The following is a 25,128-nucleotide window of genomic DNA, read 5'->3' as shown; positions in this document are numbered from 1 at the left end:
GGAGACACCCAAGCACGAGATCGAGCTCGTGACGGCACGATTGAGGGCGGCCGAGACGCACTACCGCGACAATTATGGGAAAGGACCAAAGTCATGACTGAAGACATCACCGCCGAAATGAGCAGCGGCGACGTGTTTGCTGACCTCGGCTTTGACAATCCCGAAGAGGAATTGCTCAAGGCCAAGTTGGCCCGCGAGATCCGCGCCATTATCAAGCGCCGGCGCTTGACCCGGGCGAAGTCGGCAGAGCTGCTCTGGATGAAGCAGCCCGACATCTCCGCGACCGTGACCGGGCGCACGGGCAAGTTTTCAATCGATCGGCTTGTCCGGTGCCCTAGACCGGCTCGACTACAAGGTTGACATGGCCGTTCGGCGCAAGCCGCGTAAATCTGCAGCAGCGGAAGCGGCCTAATCATCGGCGGAAGCGTGGAGTCCAGCTCTCGATAAGATCATCTTCCTCGGAGATTTCCATCTCCTCTTCCTCCTGGCCTATTTCGGTGGAGACGAGAACCGTGAGCACCTTGCCGTAGCCGCCGAGCCCGACAGATTCCTCTGTGACCACAGCCTTCCGTGTGCCTCCTAGCCAGTCCCTGACGTCGATTTCCTCGCTCACGCGGTCTCCGCTTAAAACGCGTCGAGGATCGCCGGCAAGAACGGCTGTAGCGGTTCCAGATGGCAGGGGTGTTCCTTTTCGCAGCCAGTCCAACTTCGGCAAAGATTTCATCGCATCCGATAGGAAACAGTAATCGATGGTGTTTCCGGTGCTGAGGATAACGGCGACAGCAGCATCCGTCAGTTCTCCGAAGCGAATGGCTGTCGACGTAAGCGAGGTTTGGCACAATTCGGCTGCTGCAGTGATCGCGTCCAAACCGGGTTCGTCACGGCCGATGGCCCGCTTGAAAGGGGTCGCGGGCATCAGCAGGCCGGCCGCAAAATGGTCAGCCTCAAGTTCATAAGAGTCGGCGGTGACAAATCCGGCCCTGGAGACGTGTGCCCCGTCCTTTGGCAAAATGTGGTCCAGGTGGCCCGGCAAGAAGTAATGTCCAAGCTCGTGGCTGACACTAAATCGTTGAAAGCCAGGGGAGGGTATGTGGGTGCCGTAGATAATGCCAAAGGTGTCGCCATAACGCAGCAGCATCCCTGACACACCTTCGGTACTTTCAGGCTTTCCTTCCACCGTAATGTCACGGCTCTTGGCGATGGCAAACGGATCCACCGGTAGCGTCGTGATCCCTTCCTGTTTCAGGAAATTTTCGGCCTCCTGTCTCGCCAGGAGCAAGCGGAAGCCTTTGCCCATCGGTCATTCGCCTTTCTTGGCGGCATTTCGCTCGGCAAGCAGCTTTAAAAAATCCCGGGCGATCTCGCGGTCACTGCCTGTTAACTTGCCTACGTCGCGGTAAAGCGGGTCCCCGGCCTCCGCTAGGCCCGGATTCTCGACACGACCCAACAGGAAGTCGGTGGTCATGTCCAGCGCATTGGCCAGACGCCTGAGCGTGTCGAAAGATGGCTTTCTGGTTCCCGTCTCGAAATGAGCGATCGAACTGGATGGCATTCCTGCATTGGTGGCGAGATCGCTTTGGCTCCAGCCTCGGATTTCACGCGCTTTACGCAACCGCTGTTGAAAAATTACGGAGGGAAGAGGTTCGTCGGGCATTGTCGACTCCGGCATGTTGAACTTGACGACTTGTAACGAAGCGCCTATATATGGACATGTATCTCATGTCTAACCCGACAAGGGCAAGGAAAACATAATCGATGAGCCTGCTTCACGTTGCCCATGCCGACATCGCCCGCTTCGCGGATGAGAAGGTGAACCTGCCGAAGGACCAGGCCGACGAATATCGGGCCCAAGCTCGACGGCTACGGGAGAAACTCGAGGGTTACCTTCACGAACATCCGGATTTCACGCTGCGGAAGATGCTGCTGTCCGGCAGCCTTGCCAAGGGAACGGCACTTCGGTCCCTGAACGATATCGACGTGGCCTGCTATATCAGTGGTGCGAACGCTCCCCATGATGTCGACGCCCTTCTTCAATATCTGGCAGAGCGGCTGCGGAAGGCGTTTCCGAACTTCAGCCCGGACCAGGTTCAGCCGCAGACCTACAGCGTTACAGTTTCATTCCGCGGCTCGGGTCTCGATGTCGATGTGGTGCCGATCCTCTATGACGAAGATCCGCAATGGTACGGCAACCTGGTCAGCCAGGACGACGGCTCTTTCCTGAAAACCAGCATACCTCTGCACTTGGAGTTTGCGCGCAAGCGCAAGGCTGCGCAGCAGACGCATTTCGCGCAAGTGGTGCGGTTGGCGAAATTCTGGACACGGGTCATGAAGCGGGAGCGGGACGGCTTTCGGTTCAAATCCTTCATGGTGGAAATGATTCTGGCTCACCTTCAGGACCAGGGCGCCGATTTTTCGAACTATCCTGAGGCCTTGCAGCACTTCTTCACGTACATCGCGACGAGCAATCTTCGTGAGCGAATCATTTTTTCTGATTATTACAAGCCGTCCACGGTCGGCGGTTTTTCGGAGCCGATGCAAATCATCGATCCGGTGAATGCCAAGAACAACGTTAGCCGTCTCTACACGGTCCAAAACGTGGACGCGATTGTGGAAGCGGCTCTTGACGCTGGTGACGCCATCGATGCGGCGCGCGCGGCGCCGACGAAACAAGAGACCGTTTATTACTGGCAAAAAGTTTTTGGCTCAGCTTTTCAGGTGTGACCCCCCATGACGCAAAGCTTCACATTCACAGATAGCGTAACGTTCACCGTAACCCATGCCCAGCACATTGCGGCAAAGGTCGCGACGGACCTCAAGCGTGTGCAGCGCTTTTACGGGCTGCCGAGTGATGATTCCATCGCGAAATATGAACGCGAACTGGTTCCGCTGCTTAAGGGCAAGTACATCGAAACGGTCACGTATGGCTACAAGCGTAATGACGACTGGATCGAGCCGACATTGCGTTATACGGCCCAGGAACTCTCAGGCGCCAATGCCTCCGACGATGATCCGGGGCGCGTCCGGCCGGGAGCGAACATCAGCGGTGCATCGTTCGCTTCCTATCTGACATTCACTGCGGCCTGGTATTCTCTGACTGCCTCGGAGCGCGAGGCAGTCGAACGCGAACTGCCCTTTATCCGGGGCGGTGCGCCAGAACCGGGGGTCGCCGGCTATTTTAGCAATGACCATGTTTACTCGGCGGGTGGCCGGGCACTTAACCGGGCAACAGTAAGGACATGGGCATGAACGCAGCGACAATGGCCGACGGGATCTTCGAACGTCGGATTTCTTATCCGGATTTTGCAGCGCGTGATCGGTTGGGTCGGTTGGTTGGCCTGGACGACCAAATCTCGCGGCTCACCAAGATTCTTTCGCTGCTGGTCAATCCGTCTGGGCTTGAGGCATGGGCACGCAAGCACCATCCGCAGATGAAAGGCTTGCTCACCACGGTTCTTCGTCGCCCTCCACTTGTTGTTCTTGCCGGGGACGTCGGCTCAGGGAAAACGGAATTGGCAGAAACGATCGGCGATGCCGTGGCGCGCCAGGAAGACATTGAAATCACGCTGTTTCCGCTCAGCTTGTCGGCTCGCGGGCAGGGCCGAGTCGGCGAGATGACCCAGCTTCTTACCTCGGCGTTCGATTTCACGATTTCGGAAGCCTCGAAGCTCAAGGGGGCGGGTAGGGCTCGCGGTGGCGTCATTTTGCTAGTCGATGAGGCCGATGCGCTCGCTCAGTCGCGCGAGAATGCGCAGATGCACCATGAAGATAGGGCAGGGGTCAATGCCTTCATCCGCGGCATCGATCGAATCGCCAATGCAGCACTTCCAGCCGCGGTAATCATGTGTACGAACCGTTTGAGCGCCCTCGATCCTGCCGTAAAGCGTCGTGCGGCTGATATTCTGTCTTTCGGGCGCCCGAACGATGAACAGCGGCGTGCCCTGTTGTCCGGAGCGCTATCGGAGCTGGCGTTCTCGGCGACTGATATCGAGAAACTCGTTGCTGCCACTGGCCCGCGCCGGGACCAGCCCTTCGGGTTTACGTTTTCAGATATCATGCAGCGCCTTCTGCCATCGATTGTTCTCGATGCCTATCCGGCGTCGGCAGTCAGGCCGGCGCGGGCGGTGGAGATTGCATCGAAGACGCTCGCTACTCCGCCATTCCAGGACGGGGCAGCATCATGACTACTTGGTCTCTCCCGCGCCTTCTTGAAGGTCTGCACAACGATATGCAGCAACGCCTGGAGACGTCGCGTGGCGTCTTTGGCCATCCGGTAGCCAAGGGCAATGCCAGCGAGACGGTCTGGCTGAAATTGCTGCAAACCTATTTGCCGCAGCGCTACCAGGCCGAGACCGCGCATGTGGTCGACAGCACCGATAAATTCAGTGACCAAATCGACATCGTCATTTTCGACCGGCAATATTCGCCCTTCATCTTCAAATACGAGGGCCAGATCATCGTCCCTGCCGAGAGCGTATACGCGGTCTTTGAGGCGAAGCAGTCGATCAATGCGGAGCAGGTTGATTACGCACAAGGGAAGGTTGCGTCAGTTCGTGCCTTGCATCGGACAAGTTTGCCGATTCCCCACGCCGGCGGCACCTATCCCGCGAAGCCGCCGATTCCAATCCTCGGCGGCATTCTGACTTTCGAGAGCGACTGGACCCCGCCTTTGGGTACTCCGCTTCAGAAGGCGCTTGAAAAGGGCGATGGAAACCAGCGCCTCAATATGGGCTGCATCGCTGCCCACGGAAATTTCCGGTACAATCCCAAGGATAACGATTATGCGCTGTTACCAGAAAATCGTCCGGCTACGGCTTTCCTGCTCGATCTGATATCCCAGCTGCAATTCAGCGGAACTGTTCCCATGATCGATGTCCAGGCCTATGCGGAGTGGCTCGCCAAATAGCATTTAGGTGCGGATCTCAAACGAGGCGCTCCACTCATCAGTTGCACGGATTGAAGTGGCGCTTGAGGAGAAGTATGGCATCGCCGGTAGTCGGGTCCGGCTTCGTGCGACCGAGCGTCGGCGCTGGTAAGTTGACGCAATCATACATAGCTCGGTGGGTTGGAGCGCTTCGAACCCAATATTGGGCGAACCTTTATGAAAGCGCCTATTTTTGGAGCCAGTGCATGCCGTCACCTGTCCGCGTCGTAATTCCGTTGGACTGCCACAGCCCCGACGCCTGGAGGGCGGCGTTAGCCCACGCCAAGGTCATCGGCGAGAAGGCAGGGGCGGTTCCGCTTGAAATCGTGCTCCTCACGCACACTAAATATCAGATCAATCGCACCTCACTGGAGAACTTTCTCGGCTCAGCCGCAAGGTCGTTGCGCGCTGGCAACGGAGTCCCGCTATCGACAGGCGGGAATCTTCGCCATGCAACCCTGCAGACGGTTCGTAACTCAGCGCGCGGCACGGTGGTCATCGCCTACTATGCCAACGAGGAGTTGGTCGAAAAAATCGACAGCCTTATCGGTATTCTCGGCGTTGTAGCCGTCCCCGAACTGGAGGGCGAGATTGATAACTGGATCGCGCGATGGACCCCTACGGTGCATGGGCAAGCCCCGGCCGCGCCGGCTCAGCTGATTGCCGATCCCGTGGTTGAGAAGGCACTGACGGCACTGTCTAGCTGGATAAACCGCGCCAACGGCGTCCTGAACCCGCGCGATAAAGAGCATGCCGATGAGACTTTGCGCATTCTGCGTGCCAAGGGGCATCTTTTCGAGCCCGAGAAAATAAAGTCCTGGGCAATCAAAAACGGTTGGCAGCTCGGAGCAGCGGATGAGCTGGCCAGGCTGACCGTCCGAATTGGCAAGTTGCCGTCGAAGCCATCGCTAGCCAGGTACCAAAACGTCCAGGGCAAATACGAATCCTGGCGTGCCTGAAGCTTGTCTCGCTCTTCAGATGTTGCGTCCTGGTCATTCTCGAAAACATGCGCCCTTGGTAGTCAAAACGCGCTGAAGGACTTTTGTTCGTTACACAAATTCTTGCACACCGTATCGCAATATGCCATAAACCGCTTGTAAAACAATGAGATGAGCAAAGGCTATTCGGTCTCCTTGGCCGCTTGTATGGAGCTTCGCGTCTCAGCCATGGCTCCGTTCGTAGCCCTCTTCCGCGCTTTGATGGGCTCTCACCAGCAAGCGCCATGCCATTTCACTTGTGGCGCCCGACAGTTCGAAGAAAGGTTACGGCCTAAGGACCGTCTTCAACGGCACTTCGTCATGGCGACAGCTCATCCACTGGTCAGACACAATGTTCGGTCGAACGTTACTCCAGAAAGTGTTCCTCGTTGGCTTTGACCTGATCCATTCTTTGCAAACGGAACACCTCCTCGACGGAAACGATGTCTCGGTTGACGTTGTGGATGCCGCGATCCTTGAGAATGCGCGCGAAGACATCCTTCATCGCCGTGACCGAAGCGCGGATCGCGTGGTTGCCATAGATGACGATCGCGATTCTGCCGAGCGCCTTGATACGTTCCTCGTTCATCTCCGGATACGCCGTCGGCACGATCACAATCGGCGCCTTGCCGCTCCAGGCGCGCACGAAGCTTTCAACTTCCTCCGGCGTCTTCTGTTTCGAGTGGATGAGGATCATATCGGCCCCGGCCGCTTCATAGGCTGCTGCACGCTTCAGCGCCTCCTCTTCGCCGAGACCGGCGATCAGCGCTTCTGTCCGGGCAATGACGAGGAAGTTAGGGTCGGTGCGGGTGCTGATGGCCGCCTCGATCTTGCCCTGAAACTCCTCGACCCGAAGTAGTTCCTGGCGGCCGCCGGCGGCGAGGCTGGTGACCTTCGGGAAGGTCTTGTCCTCGATGACAACCGCCGAGGCGCCGGCGCGTTCATATTCGGAGATGGCATGGATGACATTGATCGCATTGCCGTAGCCGGTGTCGATATCGGCGACGATCGGCAGCGACGACCGGCCGGCGATCGCCCGCAGCATGTCGAGGTGCTGCGTCATCGAGATGAGGCTCATGTCCGGCAGACCGTAGAGGGCGGAGAGCTCGAAGCCTGAGGCCCAGATCCCGTCGAAACCGGCTTCCTCGGCCAAGACGGCCGAAAGCGGGCTATGGGCCGCCATGATGTGGACGAGGCCGCGTTCGGCCATGCGGTCACGCAGTTGCTTCGCTTTGCTCATACGTCTTCTCGCTTTCGGACAGGGCGGTGCAGGCGGTGAGAATGCGGCCGCAGGCGCGCTTCAACTCGTCCTCTGATGCGGCATAGGAAATGCGGATATAGGGTGAGGCCATGAAGCCGCTGCCGGGCACGACCGCGACGCCGAACTCTTCCAGCAGATGCATGGCGAAATCCATGTCGTTCTCGATCACCTTGCCCTTGCCGGTCACTTTGCCGATCACACTGGCGCAGGAGACGAAGACATAGAAGGCGCCGTCCGGCACGCGACACTTCAGGCCCTCGGCTTGATTAATCTGCTCGACGACGAGATCGCGGCGCTTGCGGAAGGCGGATACGAAATCGACGATGTGGTCCTGGTTGCCGGCAATGGCCTCGATCGCTGCATATTGCGAGATCGAACTGGTGTGCGACGACGTCTGGCCCTCGATCGTGTTCATCGCCTTAATGAGGTCTTTCGGACCGGCCCCATAGCCAAGGCGCCAGCCCGTCATGGCGCTGGACTTGGAAACGCCGTTGACCGTCAGCACCCTGTCGATGAGATCCGGCGCGGCCTCGGCCATCGTCGCGAAAGGCACGTCATAGACGAGTTTTTCATAGATATCGTCGGAAAGGACGTGGACGTGGCTGTGTCGGCGCAGGACTTCGGCCAGAGCGGCCAGATCGGTTTTGGAATAGACCGCGCCGGTGGGATTGTTCGGCGAATTCAGCATCAGCCATTTGGTGCGCGGCGTGATAGCCGCTTCCAAGTGTTCCGGCTTCAGCTTGAAACCCGACCGCTCGTGGCAGGCGACGAGCACCGGTTGGCCGCCGGCCAGCCGCACCATGTCCGGATAAGACACCCAGCAGGGCGTGGGGACGATGACCTCGTCCCCGGCATCGAGAGAGGCGAAGAGGCCGTTGAAGACGATCTGCTTGGCGCCACAGCCAACGGTGATGCGGTCGATGTCATAATCGAGCCCGTTGTCGCGCGAGAGCTTCTCCCGGATCGCCTCGCGCAGCGGCTTGACCCCGGCGACCGGCGTATAGCGCGTCTTGCCATCAAGGATGGCGGCGATGCCGGCCTGCTGGACGGATTCTGGCGTGTCGAAGTTCGGTTCGCCCTGGCTCAGTGTGATGATATCGATGCCTTGTTCGCGCAAGGCGCTCGCCTTGTCGGTCATGGCTTTTGTCTGGGAGGGGCGGACGGCCTGCAGTCTTTTGGCGAGTAGCGGCAATGGACTTTCCTCAGAGCAGGGGAGTTATGCCCAGAGCTAAACGAGGCGCTCTTAGCTCGCCAGCTTTGGCATCGCGGAAAGCGGCCAAAGGGATCGCGTTTTGCGATGCATCATTGCGGTCAGCAATTATTTCCGGCGCTCTCATCCTCGGTTTTTTTCCGGCAGAGCCTTGTGAGCCAACGGCAGAAGGCGCGGGCGAGATCCGGATTGTCGCTGCGATCGACCGCATAGGCCCGGTACTGCATGCCGCTCGGCGCGCGCGAGCCGGGCAGCGCGTCCAGGAGGCCCTGTCTGATCAGATCCGCGACGATGATATTGGGTGTCACCAGCAAAGTCTGACCGGTCGTTACCGCCGGCAGGGCTAGGTAGTAATGGTCGTAGCGTGCCCCGGAGATGATGTCCGACGTTTTCAGGTCCATGCCGCGAAGCCAGGTCGGCAAGATGTCCGGCCGCGATGTGACGGCAATCACCGGTGTGGTGCGCAGCGCTTCGAGCCCGCGGCCGGCGACACAGTCGGGCGCCCCGACGCAGACGAGTTGTTCGTCGTAGAAATCCCATCGATCTCCCGGTTCGGTCAGCGTCAGGTCTCGGGTCAGAAGCACATCGAAGCTGTCGGTTGAGGCGGGGGCCGACAGGGTGCTGATGACGTCGACCGTAACGCCGCCCATTTCCTTCGAGAAGTCGCTCAAATTGGGAATCAGCAGCGTATAGGCAAAGGTCGAGAGCGAGGTCCTGACGACGAGCCGGTTGGCACCTTTGCCGTCACCGCGGCGCATCCGCTTTGCCGTAAAGAAAATCGTGTCGAGCGGCTCGGCAACGGCATCGGCGAATAGCCGCCCGAAATCCGTCAACCGACTCAGGCGTCCATGCCGTTCGAGCAGCTTTGCGCCGAAATACTCCTCGAGCACCGCGATGTGGCGGCTCACCGAGCTCTGGGTGATGCCAAGGGTTTTCGAAGCCCGGGTGACGCTGTTGTCGCGTGCGACCTGCACGAAAGCCCGAACAGCGTTGAGCGAAAGATCTTTGCCGTCTGACATGGCCGGTTTTAGTCGCCTTCCTAGATCATCCAAAAGAGCGTGTTTGCTATCGGATTATTCGATGATTGTCATGCGGTTGTAGCAAATCAGAGTGAGTACTCCCGCTCGTTCTCGCCGGGCACCGAGAAGTGCCGATGGCCGTAATAAAGAGTTTTCACATCCCGAAGCAAACATCTGCTTCGCGAGACTACACTGGAGGCAGGTACGCACATGTTTTCGATAACGCGACGTAATCTATTGGTAGCCGGGGGGGCAAGCAGTCTTATGGCAATGACTGGAGTATCTTCAGCGAAGGCCCAGGGCGCCGCTCGCCGGACACTTAGAATCGGCATGTCCAGCTTCCCGCCCGCCGTCGAGCCTGTTTTGTACGCTCACACCGCGACACGGCGCATAGCGCCGCAGATGTTCGACACATTGCTCGCCTTCGACCAGACGTCCGCTATGACGTTACGTCCGGCCCTTGCGGAGCGTTGGGAACGGATAAACGCCAAGTCAGTTCGTCTTTTCCTGCGCAAGGGTGTGAAGTTCCATGACGACGGTGATTTCACCGCTGAGGATGTCGCCTTCACTTTGAGTCCTGAGCACCTGCTTGGCCCAGACATGGCAGGAAAGGTCACTGCCATGGAGACTCTGGACACCATCGACAAGGTCGACATCGTCGACAGCCACACTGTCGTTGTCCACACCAAAGACGAAGATGCGCTGATCGAGAAACGATTGGCGTCCTGGGGGGCGGAAATCGTCAGCAAGCGTGCTTTCGGAGCGTCAGGTTCCTGGGATGCCTGGACGGCTGCGCCGGTCGGAACAGGCCCGTATCGGATTGTCAGCCAATCACTCGATGTCGAAGTCGTTCTGGCCGCGCACGATGCCTACTGGGGTGGGCTGCCGCCCTTAGAAGGGATTCATTTCCGGATCATCCCCGAACTGGCTTCACGGGTCAACGCGCTCATCTCGGGCGAAGTGGACTTTATCACTGATCTCTCTCCCGACATGTTCTCGGAAATCAAGAAGCACCCCGAACTCGAAGTCTCCGGCGGCCCCGTTCAGAATATCCGCGCACTGAATATCGACACGACCGGTCCGATCCTCGGCAAAGTTGGCGTGCGGCGTGCCCTTAGCCTCGCGATCGACCGAGAGGCTATCGTCCAGGCGCTTTGGCAGGACAGGCTGCTCATTCCCAACGGCTACCAACTCCCCAGCTTCGGCGATGCGTATATCGAGGATTTCCCCGGTCTCGCATACGACCCCGACTTGGCGCGTCAACTCCTACGCGAGAGCGGCTACAATGGTGAAATGATCACCTACCGATTGCTCAACAACTACTATCCCAACCAGGTCGCCGGCGCGCAGATAATGGTCGAAATGTGGCGGGCGGTCGGCATCAATGTCGAAATTCAGATGATGGAGAACTTCGCCCAGATCGAAAGCAAGCCGATCAACGCAATTTACGACAGTTCAAACACCGCCATCTTCCCGGACCCGCTCGGCCACGCCTGGCGTGTCTTCGGACCATTTGGGGAGAACGTCAAAGAGGGTATCTGGAGCAATGACGAGTACTTCGGCCTTGGTGAGCAGTTGAAAAAGATGGCCGACCCGCAAGCGCGCCGGCCAATTATCCGCCAAATGCTCCAGATCGTTGACCGGGAAGATCCGCCTTGCGTGATCCTCCACGGTTCCGGTCAGTTCTATGGCAAGCGCAAGGATATCGCCTGGGTCCCGGGGCAGACACTCGACCTGAACTTCGGTCCTTTCAACGCCGCCCATACGCAAAACTGATGACCGGCAGAGGAGGGACGGCGATGGCAAATCTCGCCGGCACAACACCAGCATCCGCTTTGACGGCGGCTCGGTCGTCGCAACCGTTGCTCACGATCGAAGGCCTCACCGTCGACTTCAGCGGCGTCCAGGTAATTCGGGGGATCGACCTCACGGTCGCACGGGGCGAGTCAATCGGTATTGTAGGCGAGTCAGGTAGCGGCAAGTCCGTTACCTGGCTTGCCGCGCTCGGGCTTCTGCCTCGCACGGCTACCGTGTCGGGAAGCATTCGGCTGGACGGGGAAGAACTCCGTGGCGCAGCAGCGATGCGGCTTGACCGGATCAGGGGCAGACGCGTGGCGATGATCTTCCAGGATCCGTCGAGCGCGCTCAATCCTGTCATCCGAATTGGTCGGCAGGTTGGCGAAGTTCTCGCTCGACATCAGGGGCTGTCGGGATCGAGCATCCGGGCCGAGGCAAAACGTCTTTTCGAGCTCGTTGGCCTGCCGGACGCGGAACGTCGCTTCGACGCCTATCCCCATGAACTGTCCGGCGGTCAGAACCAGCGGGTCATGATCGCCACGGCGCTCGCCGGAAAGCCGGACGTCCTGGTTGCCGACGAGCCGACCACCGCGCTCGACGCGACAATCCAGGCCCAGATACTGGACCTCTTGACCACCATTCGGCGCGAGACGGGCATGGCTCTTGTTCTCATCAGCCACGATCTCGGCGTCGTTTCCGAAACCTGCGAACGCATTATGGTCATGTATGGCGGCCTCGTCGTCGAGACGGCGCCTTCAGAATCGATTTTTGCAAGTCCGCGGCATCCTTATACACAAGGGCTTCTTGCGGCCTTGCCGCCTTTCGAAGGCGCGTTGCGACAGCTCGTTCCCATCGAGGGGCAGGTGCCGGAGCCTGAAAACATGCCTCCGGGGTGCCCGTTTGCGCCCCGTTGTCCGCAACGCATGGCGGTTTGTGAAGTAACCATTCCGCGACTCGCGCAAACCGAAGCCGGCGGCTTCTCCGCCTGCATAGCAGGGCCCGCCACGGAGGCCCAGAAGCCCTTAAGTCTCAAGACAAGCGTGCTGGCATGACTGCAGGTATTCTTGACCTGCAAGGCATTTCGCGCAGCTATTCGACGCGGCAGGGTCTCTTCGGAAAAAAAGTGCCTGTCCATGCTGTCGATGAAGTCTCACTGTCTCTGAAAGAGGGGCAGACGCTGGCTCTCGTCGGCGAATCCGGTTCGGGAAAATCAACCACAGGACGGATCGCGCTCGGCCTTGAACGGCCGAACAGCGGATATGTGCTCTTCCGCGGTACTGAACTGCCGGCCACCGATACACCAGCGTGGCGCCGTATGCGAGCGCAGATGCAAATGATCTACCAGGATCCGCTCGCTGCGCTGGACCGCCGACTGTCAATCATCGATCAGGTCCGGGAACCACTGGACATCCATGACATCGGGTCTGCATCGAAGCGTAACAACAAAGCGCTGGCTATGCTCGACGCGGTTGGCCTGAATGCGAGTCATGCCACGAGCCTGCCTTATCAACTGTCCGGTGGGCAGCGTCAGCGTGCTGTTCTTGCTCGGGCGCTGATCATGCAACCGGCGTTGCTGGTCTGCGACGAGCCGGTCTCGGCTCTCGACGTTTCGATCCAGGCCCAGGTCGTGAACGTCCTCATGGACCTTCAGAAGGAATTGCGTCTCAGTCTCCTCTTCATCAGTCATGATCTGAAAGTGGTTCGCCAGGTCAGTCAGAGTATGGCTGTGATGTATCTCGGCCGCATCGTCGAATTTGGCGAGACACATCTTCTGCTCTCGAACCCCACCCACCCCTATACTAAGGCGCTTGTCTCAGCGGTACCTGTTGCAGGTCGCCGCACGCGCGAGCGCATCATACTCAAAGGTGAACCACCCAACCCTGCAGCCCGTCCGACCGGCTGCGCGTTCCACCCTCGCTGTGCCATCGCGCGGCCGGAGTGCGTGAGTGTCTGCCCCACATTCTCAACTCTGCCGGACGGACGCTCCGTTGCCTGTCATGCCGTGCATACCAACCCGCCGACCAAGGAGGTTGGCTCCTGATGTTTCGTTTCTTTGCCATCCGTGTCTTACGTGCCGTTCTGACAGTCGCGCTGGTGGTCACGTTCGCCTTCATCGTCCTGAGGCTCTCGGGAGATCCGGCCCGCAGCATCATGGGGGACGACGCTTCGCCCGAGGCCATGGCCGCCTTTCGCCGGGAGTGGGGTCTGGATCAGCCACTTTGGATGCAATATCTCCATTACTTCGCAGCAATCTTTCAAGGCGAGTTCGGCCGTTCGATGCGTGGAGGCGGGCCCGCGCTTGATCTTGTCCTGGGACGTATCCCGGCGACCCTCATGCTGACCCTGCCTGCGCTCCTGATGAAGTTGGCGATCGGCATTCCAGCCGGTATCTATGCCGCTTTGCATAGGAACACCGCTATTGACCGCGCCGTCATGGTCACGGCGGTCGCAGGTTATACTGTACCAAGCTTTGTCCTCGGCCTCGTATTGGTTCAAGTCCTTGCAATCTGGTTTGCCTGGCTGCCGACCGGCGGCACCGGCAGTTTGCAGCATCTCATCCTGCCGATCATCACTCTCGGCGTTGGCGGCGCCGCGGTGCTTGCCCGATTCGTTCGAAGTGCAATGCTGGAGGTGCTGGGGCAGCCCTACATCCGTACCGCCAGCGCAAAGGGAATCCCCTGGGCCGCGGTTGTGCGTGGTCACGCGCTGCCGAACGCCGCGATTCCAACCGTTACGATTGTCGGCTTCATGGTTGGCAATCTGATAGCGGGTTCGGTTGTGGTCGAGAGCGTGTTCTCCTGGCCGGGTGTCGGCAATCTGCTGGTCGTGTCGGTGGCAGCCCGCGATCTGGCGGTCGTGCAATGCATTCTCCTGCTGGTGGCCGTCGCAATGGTGCTTTCCAATCTCATCGTGGACTTCCTCTACGGCTTCCTCGACCCGCGCCTGGCCGAAGCCAACTCCTCCGGAGGACACTGAGAATGAACATGATGGAAGAAGTGAGCGAAACGGCAGCTGGCACGCGGAAGAACACCAAACACCACCCAATCCCATTCACCGTCATCGCCAGCCTGCTCTGGATTGTTTTTGTCGTTGGTATAGCGCTGCTCGCCGATCAAATCGCTCCGTACCGATACACCGCTCTTGATCTGCCAAACCGGTTGGCTTCGCCATTCCATCCGCGGCATCTGCTTGGAACGGACGAACTGGGACGCGATATTCTATCACGATTGATCGTGTCCGTTCGTATCTCAGTTCTGGTCGCTCTGGCGGCAACGCTGATTTCGGCGTGGTTCGGCACGACCATGGGCTTTGCGGCGGCCCACTTTCGAGGTCGGGTCGAACAGTTCATCCTGATGCTCGCTGACTTCCAGGCAGCCATGCCATTCCTCATCCTTTCACTGTCGGTCCTTGCGTTTTTCGGGAACGCTTTGCCGTTGTTCATTGGACTGATGGGGCTTTACGGCTGGGAGCGCTATGCCCGTATCGCACGCGGGCTTGCGATCGCCGCCAGCGCGCAAGGCTACGCCAGCGCCGCCCGTCAATTGGGTGCGAGCCCAATGCAGGTATATCTGCGGCACATCCTCCCGAATATCTCATCGACGCTCATTGTTTCCATGACGCTGACTTTCCCGGAGATCATCCTCATGGAAAGCAGCCTGTCCTTTCTGGGCCTTGGCGTTCAGCCCCCGATGACGAGCCTCGGAAACATGCTCGGCTATGGCCGGGAGTATATGACACGTGCGCCATGGATCATGTTTGCGCCAGCTGCGCTGATCGTTACGACTACGCTCTCCATCAGCCTGTTGGGCGACTGGCTGCGCGACCGGTTGGACAAGGGACTGCAGTAACGGGAACGCAGCGAAGGCTGCCGCCTCATCAGGGACAAGAGGATCAAACAGATGCAAGGTTTCACAAATGAAACGCTTGCTATTGGAGCGTGGGGCAATCGGTTGCTCGAACGAAACGACGGAAATTGAGCCCGGCATGGTGCTCTCGAGTGGCCCTGGTATGTCCGCGGTCTCGGAGCGTTCATGCTGGAAAATCAATTCATTATCGGCGCCGACTCTTCCGAACCATTCTGGTCTTTGTCGCGCGTCCTCGCGATATGCGACTGCTAGCGAAATGGCGTCTTTGTCAACGTGAACTGCGAGATACACGGTATGCGCTTCCTCATCGTCAGTTTCGACGGCCTGCGCCCTGACCTAGTCGCACCCGACCTGACGCCGAACCTCTGCCGTCTACAGGCCCAGGGCATCACTCTGTCGAACCATCGCACGGTCTATCCAAGCGAAACCCGCTCGGCCTTTCCCAGCTTGGTGACCGGTTCGACCACGAGCCGGCACGGCATGGTTGGGAACATATATGTCGACCGTTCAGTCACTCCGTCCCGCTACATCGACACAGAAGACGCGGTTCTCTTGCGCAAGCTTGACCTGGAAAGCGGTGGGCGGCTGATGTCCACACAGACACTGGGGGAAATCCTCGCTTCGGCCGGTCGGAGTCTTGCCGTCTTGGCCACCAACTCGCCCGGCACGACGCGCTTTTTCCACCACAAGGCCGAGGATTTCGGGCATGTTCGGCTCTCGGGGCATTTCCGCGAGGTCTGCACGCCGGACGATCTGCTGGCTGAAGCCGAAGAGCTTGTCGGGCCGTTGCCGCCGAAACCGCTCAGCACTAAGCCTGACAAGGCCGGCCAAGACTGGATCACATCAGCATTTCTCGATGTCATTTGGCCGAAATGCCGGCCGGACGTCACGGTCCTCTCCTACGGCGAGCCAGACGTCAGCTCGCACTTCCACGGCACCGGCGCTGAGGCGACTCGGACCATCATCGCACATTGCGACCGCCAGTTTGGCCGAGTGCTCGACTGGTGGGAAGCGGAGGGACGTGCTGAAGGCGTACAGATTATCGCGATCTCCGACCACGGACACATCACGGGTCATACCCAGGTTTCGGTCGTCGAGCGCCTGCGCGATGCGGGCTGCCGACCCGGTACGGCACCCGCACCGGATGTCGATGTCGTGGTGGTGCCCGGGCAGGTCGGCGCGCTCTATCTCGCTGACCCAAGCGACGAACGGATCGCTCGAATCGTGGCCACGATCACCGGCGAGCCGTGGTGCGGGCCGGTCTTTACCCGCGCCAAGAATGATATCGAGGGCATCGCCCTCGGCAGTCTCGGGAGCCACCTTGTTTTCATCGATCATGTCCGCGCGCCGGACGTGTCCTTTTGCTTCCGCGCGAATGACAGTGTCGATCCATTCGGCCTTGTCGGCGGCACGTTCTACGAAAACAACCGCCGTGCAGGCCTCGGCGTTCATGGTGGTCTTCATCCTAGGGAACTGGTCGCCCTCGGTGTTGTTGCTGGTTCGGCTTTCCCCGGGCAGGGGTCTGTTTCCGTGGTCCCATCTGGGATCTGCGATTTCGCACCGACCATTCTGCACCTCTTGGAGATAAAGCAGCCGGAAAGCATGACCGGCCGGGTTCTGACCGAAGTTGTGGAGCCAGGCCAGAAGGCTGCCCCAGAAAGTCGCAGTGAAGCTTTTGATGTGGGGCTTGGCCGTTTCAGGCAGGTTCTTCGGCGTGTCCGGGTCGGAGCCTCGACCTACATCGAGAGCGGAACGGCGGAATGATAGGACCGCATGTTTGCGCAGCGGCATTCGACGAAAGAAAAGGCGACCATGAACGTGATGCGCCGATGCTTGATGCGCCTTTCCAACGCGACCTCCACTCGTATGCCATGTTCCAGCTCGGCTTGGACGCATGCGCGCTGAGGCCAATGGGCATGGTCCGGACCAATCCACTCCACCCAGATATCGTCGAAAGCTTCTCTTTGAGGTCGCTGAGATAGATTGAGATGGAAAGGAGATTCTGCTTGCCAGTCCCTTGTTCCTGCAACAATCGATCCAGCTCTGTTTGCTCGGCGATGTCGCCGTTGTAGACGCCGGCGATCGCGACCAACCATGTCAGCGGGCCAAAAGCCGATCCCGAGCTTCTCCCCGGGGCCACACCTCACTTGGGACACGCTGGATTTTCCATCGGTTCGCCATTTTTCTTTCTCCGTTTCGTACCGTCTCTACGTTTCGGCGACCTCCTGCAGGCGCTCTACAAGAAGCCTGTTTTCGTCGAACGTCCGCGCAGCAATACGCAGGTACCGAGTTCCCTTGCTGAGCGTTTTAGCCCCGCTGTGGCGAATCAGGACTCGATGGTGCGCAAGGAGCTTTTCCGCGAGCGCGACTCCATCTGGCCAATCATCTGGAAGGCGGCAAAAGACGAAGTTTGCATCGGGCCGAAGTACATGCATATCAGGGATCTTCGCGAGTTCTGAATAGAGCTGGTCGCGATCCCGGCGCACCTGAGTCCAGCTTTCCTCCGCTTCGCGCTGGTAGCTCGGCAGAGCGTGGAGGAAAAATTCTCCCAAAGTACTTACATTCCATGCCGGAAAATTGCTTCGTACGGATGATATCAGCTTTTGATCGCTTGCGAGCATGTAACCGAGACGTAGTCCGCAAACACCGAATATTTTCCCGAGGCTTTTGAATATCACAAGGTTTGGATATTCTTGGATTCTGTCCTCGACACTTCCGCAAGCCCCCTCTGGGGTGAATTCGACGAACGATTCATCGACAATGATCCGAATATTTCTCGCTAGAAGTATTTTTGTGAGGTGGAGAAGCTCCTGCCGTAACACTCCCCTAGAGGTTGGATTGTTCGGCGAAATGACAACGACCGCGTCGGCGTTATGCGCTATCGCATGCCAGGCGAACTTCTCGACATCGAGCTCGAAGTCCGGAGCAGGTAAAGGAAACCGCGCCAGCCGTTCGGGCGACACCACCTGCTCGTATGGATTGAAGGACGGTGTCGGAACGGCTAAGCGCCAGTTTAGCGCTTGGATGCTCGCATGAATTAGTTCCGCAACGCCATTGCCAACAGCGAGGTTCCGCGGATCTTGGGAAATCAAGCTGCCCAACTGCTCAGCAAGATGTGGTTGCGGTGACGGATAGCAACTGATGAGCTCGGGAAGCCGCTCGCCAAGCGCGGTATAGAAGCCATGGGGCGGAAAGTATAGATTTACCAGCAGAACATGATCGGTGATACCATAGCGCCAATACCCGCCGGGAAAATCATCAACGAGTGAACGACTAAGGGGCTCGCCAGGCAAAGGTATAGGTTGCATAATCTAGGCTCCCATATCTATCCAATTTTGGTTCGGTTCAGATTGACCGGCTCGTCCATGCATGAGTGTGATGGAGTGTGATGACCTTGGTCTTCCCGCTACGCGATCCAGCACAGGTTTTAAGATCTCGCGCCAGCGTTCTGAGCCGATTTGCCTCGGGACATCGTGGTAGGATCTCCACATGTCCAAGTAGGTGGCTGCGGTCATCACCTCATGATGCGCATGGCAATCGAAAGCACTTGCCGAATCCGCCCGGTTTAGTGAGCACCGTCTCGATTTGGCCAAATAACTCGTAGACGTTGTTTCGACCCCGTCTGTCCAATGGGATGCGGTTCCCATGCAGACCCAGTCACAGATGCGTCCGGGGTCCGGTTCCTCCGCTGAACCCACCGTCCATTCGAAATCGACGGCCGGTCCGAACGCGGGTCGCTGATCCGACATTCCCTTGCTCGGTTCGATTGCGTAACCATGCAAACGCCATTGGGCCCGACATCTGCAACGACAGCGCGCGGTCATCTTGCCAGGATGAAAGAGAAGAGCACATCGAGCGCTACCGCCGCATAAAGAGGGCGGTGTTCGGCGACAGCGCCTAGATCGTGCCGTTTGATCGGACTATTCATTTGCGAGCTGCTTTACCGTGAGGTGAGAGACGGACTGGCTTCGGCCGGCTACCTCGCCGAAAAGCCGCGATAAGCTAGGAATATTGATGCCACGACCGCGAATACGGTGACCGCTGCATACATTGTGCGATTCATACTTGGCACGGGGATGGGCAGCACGTGCAGAACCGCAAGCAACAAGAAGAGTCCGCATGTAGCAGTGTTCCACAGTGGCAAAGGAATCCACGCTGCGATAAGCATAAGAACTGCCATGAGCGGAACGTCGTAGGAAAGCGGAACGCCGGTGAAATACCCTTTTGCGGACATCCCGAAATTGCTGAAATAACTCAATCGCAAAGCACCAGCGAGTATCAGAGCGAGCCCCGTTACAAACGGGAAGACACCGCCTGTTCCGATTTGCATTAGTACCGCGGCCGGAATGACGGCGCCGTACAGGAGGTCAGCAAATCCATCCAGACTCTTCCCCATATTGGCCGTCTCTGCAGACCGGTTTTTCGTTCGCTTCGCGACCACTCCGTCGAAATGGTCTGCCAAGACCGCCCAGAGCGCTGCCGCAATGGCAAGCTCCGGCCTGCCCGATTGCGCAAAATAGAGCGCGGTTGCTGATGCCAGGAGGCCAAGCATCGTGATCTGGTTCGCGCGGTCCGAGAGATAGATGATCATTGGAAGCCCTCCGATCCTAAATCGACACGATTTTGATGCCGGAAAAGAAGATCCGCGTTAGGTGAAAACATGTTCTCTGCAGTTCGTAGATCGGCCTCGCTGTCTATCTCGTACCATCGCAGCTCATCGCAGCGGGCAGCCGCAAGCCGGAGGCCGCGGCTTTCGATGAGATGAGCAAGAAGCTCCTCCATGTAAGCTTTGATCGCACCGGAACCGATGAGATTATCAAGGGCCGGCACGATTATCGTGCGGAGCGTGGCGCCGGAGAAGCGAATGAGATTCATTGTCTTGAAGAGAGCCGGGCCGCCGGAAACTAGGTCCGCAGCTGTTTGTTTAAGCCGGACCTCGGAAATAAATCCGCCTTCGGACAAGATTACTGCAGAGCCCTCCATCGACGGATGAAAAGGCGCTACTGCGGCTGAATTCGCTGCGTCATCTATCGTCAAGCGCCGAAGCGCGTCCTCCTCAAAGAAGACGTCGCCCTCAAGAAGATAGCAGTCTCCCGATAGTAAATCGTCGCGTGCCAGCCAGAGCGAATAGGCGCTGCCCGTGCGGTCGAAGACCGTCGACTCCACATAATTGATATCGAGCCCACCGAAGCGTCGGCCGCAGGAATATTGAATCGCGTCTTTGCGATAGCCGACGACGATCGTCACCTCCCGAACGCCGACTGCCTCGAGGTTCTGCAAGGCGTTGTGAAGGATCGGGGTGCCATTGACTTCGACCAGCGGCTTCGGCCGCAGATCGGTGAGCGGACGCAGGCGCGAGCCAAACCCGGCGGCAAGAATCACCGCCTTTCTCGGAGCAATTGCAGTCATGGGTCTATAGCCCCTCTTTTTTGGTTGCTGCGACGATTCCTTCGGTTCCAGGCGTTAAGGACGCTGACCACACGCTCAAGGCCCGGCTCGAGTTGCTCCGGCGGAATGCCATAGGAGAGCCTGAGCCCCATGGGATCGCCGAAGGCAGTGCCTGACACGCCGGCCACGCCGGCCTGCGCGAGCAGTGCGGCCACGATGTCGTCAGCCGTCCTGGCGTGGCCATTGGCGAGCGTCGGCCGCAACAGGCCGGACAGATCGAGATAGAAATAGAACCCGCCCTGTGCTACAGGCATCGGCACGCGCCGCAGCTCGGAGAGGGCGGTAAGCCCAGCCTGCCGCGCCGCCGTCAATTGGCCCTTGAGCCGGGCTTCAAAGGCGCCATCTCCCTCACGCAGGTGGTGCAGCACGGCATGCTGGGCAACGACATTCGGGTTCGATGTCGTGTGCGACTGAATCGCCTTGACAGCCGTGATCAGTTCCTTCGGCGCAGCGAGGTACCCGATGCGCCAGCCGGTGAGGGCCAGGCTTTTGGAGAAGGCATTGACGATCACCGTCCGAGCTCGGACCTCCGGGGCCAGTGACACCACCCGATGATGCCGATGGCCATCATAGGTGAAGGGGCCGTAACATTCATCGAAGATGATCCAGAGATCCCGATCCATCGCCAGTTGGGCGATGCCCGAAAGAGTCTCCGCGTCGTAGACGGCGCCGCTGGGGTTGGCGGGCGTGTTGACGACGATGGCCCGGGTCATCGGCGTGATGACGCGTTGGATGTCGTCGATCCGTGGAACGTAGCCGTTTCTTCGCGTGTCGATATGGACTGGGCTGCCGCCGGCGATCTGGACCTGCGCTGGGAATGTCGTCCAGTAGGGTGCGGGAATGATGACCTGGTCGCCGGGATTGATCAGCGTCATCGCCACGTTGAAAAGAGCCTGCTTGGCGCCGTTCGTCACAGCGAGCTCGTCGGCCCGCCAGAGCTGCCCCGTCTCGACCGATACCTTCCGTGCCAGCGCCTCGCGCAACTCCATCAAGCCGATGGTGTCAGTGTAGCGGTTCAGGCCTTGTTGAATCGCCTCGATCGCTCCGTCCCGGATCGTCGGTGCCAGATCGCTCCAGATCTCGCCGGCCGTGAGATCAACAATCTCCATCCCGGCATCAGCAGCCGCGTTTGCTGCAGCGCGCGCTGCTGCCGTGCCGCTTGAGCCGAACAAGCTCATCCGTCGCGCAAGCATGTGCACCCTCCGCAACCAAGTTTGGTTGGTTCTTTCAATGCCTGGGGCTGTGTGATGTGCTTCGGCAGATACCGCCCTTCCGCCTGAGCCAGTTCGTCGTAGCCGATCAGGCCGAACAGCTCGTCGAGGCCGGCAACCTGGTCCTCGATCCCGGCGATGCTTTCTTCCGACCAGATGCGGACGCAGATGTCTCGCATGCCGGCGATCGCCGCCCGCATCGAATGGTTGGCCCAGATGACGGCCGAAATGCCGGCATCACGATAGACTGAAGCCGGGGTTTTGTAGTATTTGGTGGGGATGATGACGACCGGCAGCTTGTTGTTCCATTCTTTGGCGAAGGTCAGGATCTCGTCTGCGACGGCCTCGCGGGAGTGGATGAGAATTGCGTCGGCGCCGGCTTCTGCATAAGCGTCGGCCCGGCACAGCGCCTCATCGAGACCGTGACCGGCGATCAGCGCCTCGATCCGGGCGACGACGACGAAATCCGGTCCCGTCGTGTCTTTCACGGCCTTGAGCCGGCCGCAGAATTCGTCAACGTCAGCGAGCAGATGCCGATCGCCGACAAAGGAGTTCATTTTCGGGAACCCCTTGTCTTCAAGGCAGACGCCGCTGGCGCCGCGTTGCTCAAGCTTCCGCGCGACCAAGCGAGCATTGTTGAAATTTCCGAAGCCACTGTCTCCGTCGACAAGAACGGGGATGTTCGTCGCATCGACTATGTGCTCGACGACGTCGACGACTTGCGTCCAACTCGCTTCGTTGGCGTCCCGATAGCCAAGTGCCGAGGCGATGGAAAGACCAGAAGCCCAGAGCCCGCGAAAACCGGCACGCTCGGCAATCGCTGCCGAAAGCCCATCATGCGCTTCCATCAAAAATGTCAGGTCGTCAGAAAGAATGAGCTCGCGAAGGGTCGTCGATGACTCCGTCACCGGCAAGACTCCCGCCCCGAACGAAATCGCCTTGTTCATTGTAATGACCTCCTCCATAAACTCAGGTCCAATGAACTCGGTAAAACGCGACGATTACTCATCGTCGCCCTGACCTCGCTGTAGAAAAGTCCTTTGGCCTACATAGCGCAATGCTCGTGAGATCCGCTGGAAGCGGCTCTGTGCCGGAGCGCACGTTACAGTTCAGGCAGCAAGAGCCATGCCAGCTAAAAAGCCGTTGTTATTGCAACAGGTTGGCTTTGCGCGGCTGGTTCCGTTTGTTTGTGACGATACAATTCTGTCGGGATCGCGACAGTGGAAAAGCTATATAACGGTGCGAGGTTGGCAGGTCGCCCACTAATCGTGATGTCCTTGGTGCCACGCTAGAGCGCGTCCTGTTTAATCCGGTTCATATCTTGCAGCCTTGAATTAGTTTGCGCACTTGAGTGAATTTGGTCGAGCAGCGAGCCGACGGCGTCCCACAGGCTCTTGATGGTCCGTAACGGCCTTGGCGCGCAGCAGCGCCTTGAGCTGGAGAAGGCGTTCTCAATCGAGTTGAAGTCGCGACTGTAGGGCGGGAGCAGGAGAGCCGCCCCGGTTTGTTCGATCGCTTCGCGCACACCGGCCGCCTTGTGCGCCGGCAGATTGTCCATCACGACGCCGTCGCCTGGTTTTTCAGGTCGGGACCAGCACGTGCGTTCGCTCCCCGATCCGCGCCCGCAGGATCCACCGGATCGCACTCGATGTCCCGATCCCGAACCGCGCCGCCGCCTGCCGTGCGGACATGCCATCAGTCGAAGCCTTCAAGACTCGAGATCGAAAATCGTCGCTCCGTGCCCTTGCGTCCACATGAAATCGCGGGAGCGCGTCACCCCTGAAATCAATCATAGTCTTGGAGGGCGGCCGTTCCCCGATAGGACGGCAATACGGCCTCACGACGGGACGCCGGGCCCAAGCATCGAAGGGAGAACAGCCATGGAAGAATTTCTCGGTCTCGACGTCTCGATGAAACAGACGGCGTGTCGATCTGACCGGAAAGCGGGTCTGGCGGGGAAAGTGCGCCTCTAATCCAAGGATTCCGGTGCATGATCGCGGATGGTGGCGTTGCAAAACGTGCATAAGGATTCGTGCCCGCTATCTCTTCGATGCTGCAAACCGCATCACCGCTCTTGGGCTGACCTTCGCCAGTAAGGCGATTCACTTTGCTATGTTCGGACTTTTCGAGGTTGGCATCTGTTTTTGCTCTTTTGACGGATGACGCGGATGGCATGGTTGCGAAGAGTTCCCGGAAACGGTCCGCTTTGACGGCACAGGCGGGCGCTGCGTTCGACGCGCTGGCTGATTTGGTCTACGCGGCCGTCTTTCCAGCGGTTCGCTTGCGTGCAAGCGCGCGCTGCATCGCGAAACAGAATCTTGAGGCGCTGAGGCCGGAACGGTCACATGCTGAACCGAGCGGATGAACGCCTGACGTTTCAGGAGAAGCCAAGATGGCGACCTGCCCGGTTCCAGCTCATGTACCACCCGAAATGGTGGGGATTTCAGTCTGTTCACGTCGCCTGGCATGCTGCCGACGCTCAATGGGGATCTGCACGCAGCGATCGCTTGCATCCATGCCGGGCCGCTGATCTTTTATTCCCCCTGCAATACGCGCAATGGCCTGGGGTACCCGGGTCTTCACTCGCGCCAGAGACCAGCGCAGGGTGCTGCAGGACGCCGAAACCAAGCAAGCCGACGCTTGAAGACTCCATCGGGCAGTAGCAATTTGTGCATGAGGGGTGGAGAACCTATTTCAAGGCTTGCGCAAAGGCCGCAGTTCGATGTTTGGATATCTGCAGCCCGGAGGTAGTACGATGATCGCTGTTAATTTCGCCGTTGGCCCGAGGATGATGCTTCACAGTGGTGTATGGTTTGATTTTCTGGATCCGGCGAGCAGCGCATTTGTCATTGAGGATATCGCTTATGGCCTGTCGCACATTTGCCGCTACGCAGGTCAATGCTCTGCATTTTATTCGGTTGCTGAGCACAGTTTGTTGGTTAGCGAAGTAGCTCACGGCCACGAGTACAGCGCTCTTATGCACGACGCTGCAGAAGCTTTTATTGGGGATGTGACCAGGCCTCTCAAACAGCTCCTGCCGGATTTCAAGCGGATTGAGGCGGTGGTAGAGGCCGCGATATTTGAGCGCTTCGACGTGCCGACGCCTATGCCAAAGGAGATCAAGCGAGCCGACCTGTGCGTACTGGCGGCCGAGCAAGCGCAGATAATGCCGCCTGAGACATCGCTATGGGCCCGCGAAGAAGGGATCGTTCCTGCCCCTGTTACGGTGCGATATTTGTCACCTAGAGCGGCGCGCACAGCGTTTCTGAAGCGCTTTGAAGAGCTGCGCCCCCAATCCAGACATAGTGCTGGCACCCGGTCAGCGCGGGTTGCTTAGGGTGCCGGCTCTCCGACCGATTAACACGGCGGAACTTGACTGTACCGTGGCTGAGCGTAAGGCTTCTGACATGCAATCTGG

Annotated in this window: 23 protein-coding genes and 2 pseudogenes; 14 read left to right on the top strand and 11 right to left on the bottom strand. The window is 58.8% G+C overall.

The features are described from left to right. The first annotated feature begins 93 nt into the window (after positions 1 to 93). On the top strand, positions 94 to 360 hold the full coding sequence (locus tag B5V02_RS18790) for a helix-turn-helix domain-containing protein (RefSeq protein ID WP_245446011.1): 267 nt from the start codon (positions 94 to 96) through the stop codon (positions 358 to 360). Between the two features lie 52 nt (positions 361 to 412). Here the strand turns inward: B5V02_RS18790 and B5V02_RS18785 are convergent, their stop codons facing one another. Together B5V02_RS18785 and B5V02_RS18780 are read right to left on the bottom strand one after the other, a co-directional pair. Then, positions 413 to 1,297: an ImmA/IrrE family metallo-endopeptidase gene (locus B5V02_RS18785; protein ID WP_111545632.1), complete on the bottom strand. Its 885-nt coding sequence runs from the start codon at positions 1,295 to 1,297 to the stop codon at positions 413 to 415. A gap of 3 nt (positions 1,298 to 1,300) precedes the next feature. After that, the gene (locus tag B5V02_RS18780; protein WP_111545655.1) at positions 1,301 to 1,654 is read right to left on the bottom strand and encodes a helix-turn-helix domain-containing protein; all 354 of its coding nucleotides are present in this window, start codon (positions 1,652 to 1,654) and stop codon (positions 1,301 to 1,303) included. Positions 1,655 to 1,755: 101 nt separating this feature from the next. Here B5V02_RS18780 and B5V02_RS18775 point away from each other — a divergent pair, with 101 nt between their 5' ends. The 5 genes from B5V02_RS18775 to B5V02_RS18755 all read left to right on the top strand — a co-directional run bounded on the left by B5V02_RS18775 (position 1,756) and on the right by B5V02_RS18755 (position 5,880). Continuing rightward, complete coding sequence (locus tag B5V02_RS18775; protein WP_111545631.1) at positions 1,756 to 2,721, top strand: CBASS oligonucleotide cyclase; 966 nt, start codon at positions 1,756 to 1,758, stop codon at positions 2,719 to 2,721. Positions 2,722 to 2,727: 6 nt separating this feature from the next. Continuing rightward, positions 2,728 to 3,246, top strand: a complete 519-nt coding sequence (locus B5V02_RS18770; RefSeq protein ID WP_111545630.1) for an HORMA-1 domain-containing protein — start codon at positions 2,728 to 2,730, stop codon at positions 3,244 to 3,246. Then, positions 3,243 to 4,181 carry an AAA family ATPase gene (locus tag B5V02_RS18765; protein WP_111545629.1) on the top strand — a complete coding sequence of 313 codons (939 nt, stop codon included), beginning with the start codon at positions 3,243 to 3,245 and terminating at the stop codon, positions 4,179 to 4,181. Before B5V02_RS18770 ends, B5V02_RS18765 begins: the two co-directional genes overlap by 4 nt. Further along, complete coding sequence (locus B5V02_RS18760; RefSeq protein WP_111545628.1) at positions 4,178 to 4,903, top strand: DUF6602 domain-containing protein; 726 nt, start codon at positions 4,178 to 4,180, stop codon at positions 4,901 to 4,903. The genes B5V02_RS18765 and B5V02_RS18760 overlap by 4 nt, the downstream gene beginning before the upstream one ends. Before the next feature lie 224 nt (positions 4,904 to 5,127). Continuing rightward, the gene (locus B5V02_RS18755) at positions 5,128 to 5,880 is read left to right on the top strand and encodes a hypothetical protein (protein WP_111545627.1); all 753 of its coding nucleotides are present in this window, start codon (positions 5,128 to 5,130) and stop codon (positions 5,878 to 5,880) included. A gap of 385 nt (positions 5,881 to 6,265) precedes the next feature. On the opposite strand, the gene B5V02_RS18750 is transcribed toward B5V02_RS18755, so the two are convergent. From B5V02_RS18750 to B5V02_RS18740, 3 genes are all read right to left on the bottom strand, one after another. Continuing rightward, positions 6,266 to 7,138, bottom strand: coding sequence for a phosphonopyruvate hydrolase (locus B5V02_RS18750; RefSeq protein ID WP_111545626.1), 873 nt, complete (start codon positions 7,136 to 7,138; stop codon positions 6,266 to 6,268). Continuing rightward, positions 7,113 to 8,297, bottom strand: coding sequence for a pyridoxal phosphate-dependent aminotransferase (locus B5V02_RS18745; RefSeq protein WP_111545625.1), 1,185 nt, complete (start codon positions 8,295 to 8,297; stop codon positions 7,113 to 7,115). Before B5V02_RS18745 ends, B5V02_RS18750 begins: the two co-directional genes overlap by 26 nt. A 173-nt stretch (positions 8,298 to 8,470) precedes the next feature. Next, positions 8,471 to 9,388 carry a LysR family transcriptional regulator gene (locus B5V02_RS18740; protein ID WP_111545624.1) on the bottom strand — a complete coding sequence of 306 codons (918 nt, stop codon included), beginning with the start codon at positions 9,386 to 9,388 and terminating at the stop codon, positions 8,471 to 8,473. A gap of 330 nt (positions 9,389 to 9,718) precedes the next feature. Between B5V02_RS18740 and B5V02_RS18735 the strand changes: the two genes are divergently transcribed. The 6 genes from B5V02_RS18735 (at position 9,719) to B5V02_RS18710 (ending at position 16,815) form a co-directional block, all read left to right on the top strand. Then, positions 9,719 to 11,164: an ABC transporter substrate-binding protein gene (locus B5V02_RS18735; RefSeq protein ID WP_245446009.1), complete on the top strand. Its 1,446-nt coding sequence runs from the start codon at positions 9,719 to 9,721 to the stop codon at positions 11,162 to 11,164. Positions 11,165 to 11,187: 23 nt separating this feature from the next. After that, positions 11,188 to 12,237 (top strand): ABC transporter ATP-binding protein, encoded by a 1,050-nt coding sequence (locus tag B5V02_RS18730; protein ID WP_111545654.1) that lies wholly within the window; start codon positions 11,188 to 11,190, stop codon positions 12,235 to 12,237. Further along, positions 12,234 to 13,226 carry an ABC transporter ATP-binding protein gene (locus tag B5V02_RS18725; protein WP_111545622.1) on the top strand — a complete coding sequence of 331 codons (993 nt, stop codon included), beginning with the start codon at positions 12,234 to 12,236 and terminating at the stop codon, positions 13,224 to 13,226. The genes B5V02_RS18730 and B5V02_RS18725 overlap by 4 nt, the downstream gene beginning before the upstream one ends. Next, positions 13,226 to 14,161, top strand: coding sequence for an ABC transporter permease (locus tag B5V02_RS18720; RefSeq protein WP_167458557.1), 936 nt, complete (start codon positions 13,226 to 13,228; stop codon positions 14,159 to 14,161). The genes B5V02_RS18725 and B5V02_RS18720 overlap by 1 nt, the downstream gene beginning before the upstream one ends. Positions 14,162 to 14,169: 8 nt before the next feature. Beyond that, complete coding sequence (locus B5V02_RS18715; RefSeq protein ID WP_167458562.1) at positions 14,170 to 15,033, top strand: ABC transporter permease; 864 nt, start codon at positions 14,170 to 14,172, stop codon at positions 15,031 to 15,033. A gap of 312 nt (positions 15,034 to 15,345) precedes the next feature. After that, positions 15,346 to 16,815, top strand: a complete 1,470-nt coding sequence (locus B5V02_RS18710; RefSeq protein WP_111545620.1) for an alkaline phosphatase family protein — start codon at positions 15,346 to 15,348, stop codon at positions 16,813 to 16,815. Positions 16,816 to 17,258: 443 nt separating this feature from the next. Here B5V02_RS18710 and B5V02_RS18700 read toward each other — a convergent pair whose 3' ends face one another. The 6 genes and pseudogenes from B5V02_RS18700 to B5V02_RS42700 form a co-directional block, all read right to left on the bottom strand. Continuing rightward, positions 17,259 to 18,359 (bottom strand): pyridoxal phosphate-dependent aminotransferase, encoded by a 1,101-nt coding sequence (locus tag B5V02_RS18700; protein WP_111545618.1) that lies wholly within the window; start codon positions 18,357 to 18,359, stop codon positions 17,259 to 17,261. A gap of 668 nt (positions 18,360 to 19,027) precedes the next feature. After that, on the bottom strand, positions 19,028 to 19,642 hold the full coding sequence (locus tag B5V02_RS18695; RefSeq protein ID WP_111545617.1) for a CDP-alcohol phosphatidyltransferase family protein: 615 nt from the start codon (positions 19,640 to 19,642) through the stop codon (positions 19,028 to 19,030). Further along, positions 19,639 to 20,460: a phosphocholine cytidylyltransferase family protein gene (locus B5V02_RS18690; RefSeq protein ID WP_111545616.1), complete on the bottom strand. Its 822-nt coding sequence runs from the start codon at positions 20,458 to 20,460 to the stop codon at positions 19,639 to 19,641. The genes B5V02_RS18695 and B5V02_RS18690 overlap by 4 nt, the downstream gene beginning before the upstream one ends. Then, a complete protein-coding gene (locus B5V02_RS18685) occupies positions 20,457 to 21,692 on the bottom strand; it encodes an aminotransferase class I/II-fold pyridoxal phosphate-dependent enzyme (protein ID WP_111545615.1) in 1,236 nt (411 codons plus the stop codon). The genes B5V02_RS18690 and B5V02_RS18685 overlap by 4 nt, the downstream gene beginning before the upstream one ends. Then, complete coding sequence (gene aepX / locus B5V02_RS18680) at positions 21,674 to 22,657, bottom strand: phosphoenolpyruvate mutase (protein WP_245446007.1); 984 nt, start codon at positions 22,655 to 22,657, stop codon at positions 21,674 to 21,676. Before aepX ends, B5V02_RS18685 begins: the two co-directional genes overlap by 19 nt. Before the next feature lie 387 nt (positions 22,658 to 23,044). Continuing rightward, a pseudogene (locus B5V02_RS42700) lies at positions 23,045 to 23,289 on the bottom strand (transposase); the annotation flags it as partial. An 813-nt stretch (positions 23,290 to 24,102) separates the two neighbouring features. Here B5V02_RS42700 and B5V02_RS41665 point away from each other — a divergent pair. Then, positions 24,103 to 24,336 (top strand): annotated as a pseudogene (locus tag B5V02_RS41665) (cytochrome P450); the annotation flags it as partial. A gap of 129 nt (positions 24,337 to 24,465) precedes the next feature. Then, positions 24,466 to 25,047 (top strand): hypothetical protein, encoded by a 582-nt coding sequence (locus tag B5V02_RS18660; RefSeq protein WP_167458556.1) that lies wholly within the window; start codon positions 24,466 to 24,468, stop codon positions 25,045 to 25,047. Positions 25,048 to 25,128: the final 81 nt, after the last annotated feature.

Source organism: Mesorhizobium kowhaii, from assembly GCF_003253745.1.
In the GTDB taxonomy this organism is placed as follows: Bacteria; Pseudomonadota; Alphaproteobacteria; order Rhizobiales; family Rhizobiaceae; genus Mesorhizobium; species Mesorhizobium kowhaii.
Note: the sequence above shows the minus strand (reverse complement) of the source record. Positions and strands in the feature narration are given on the sequence as shown.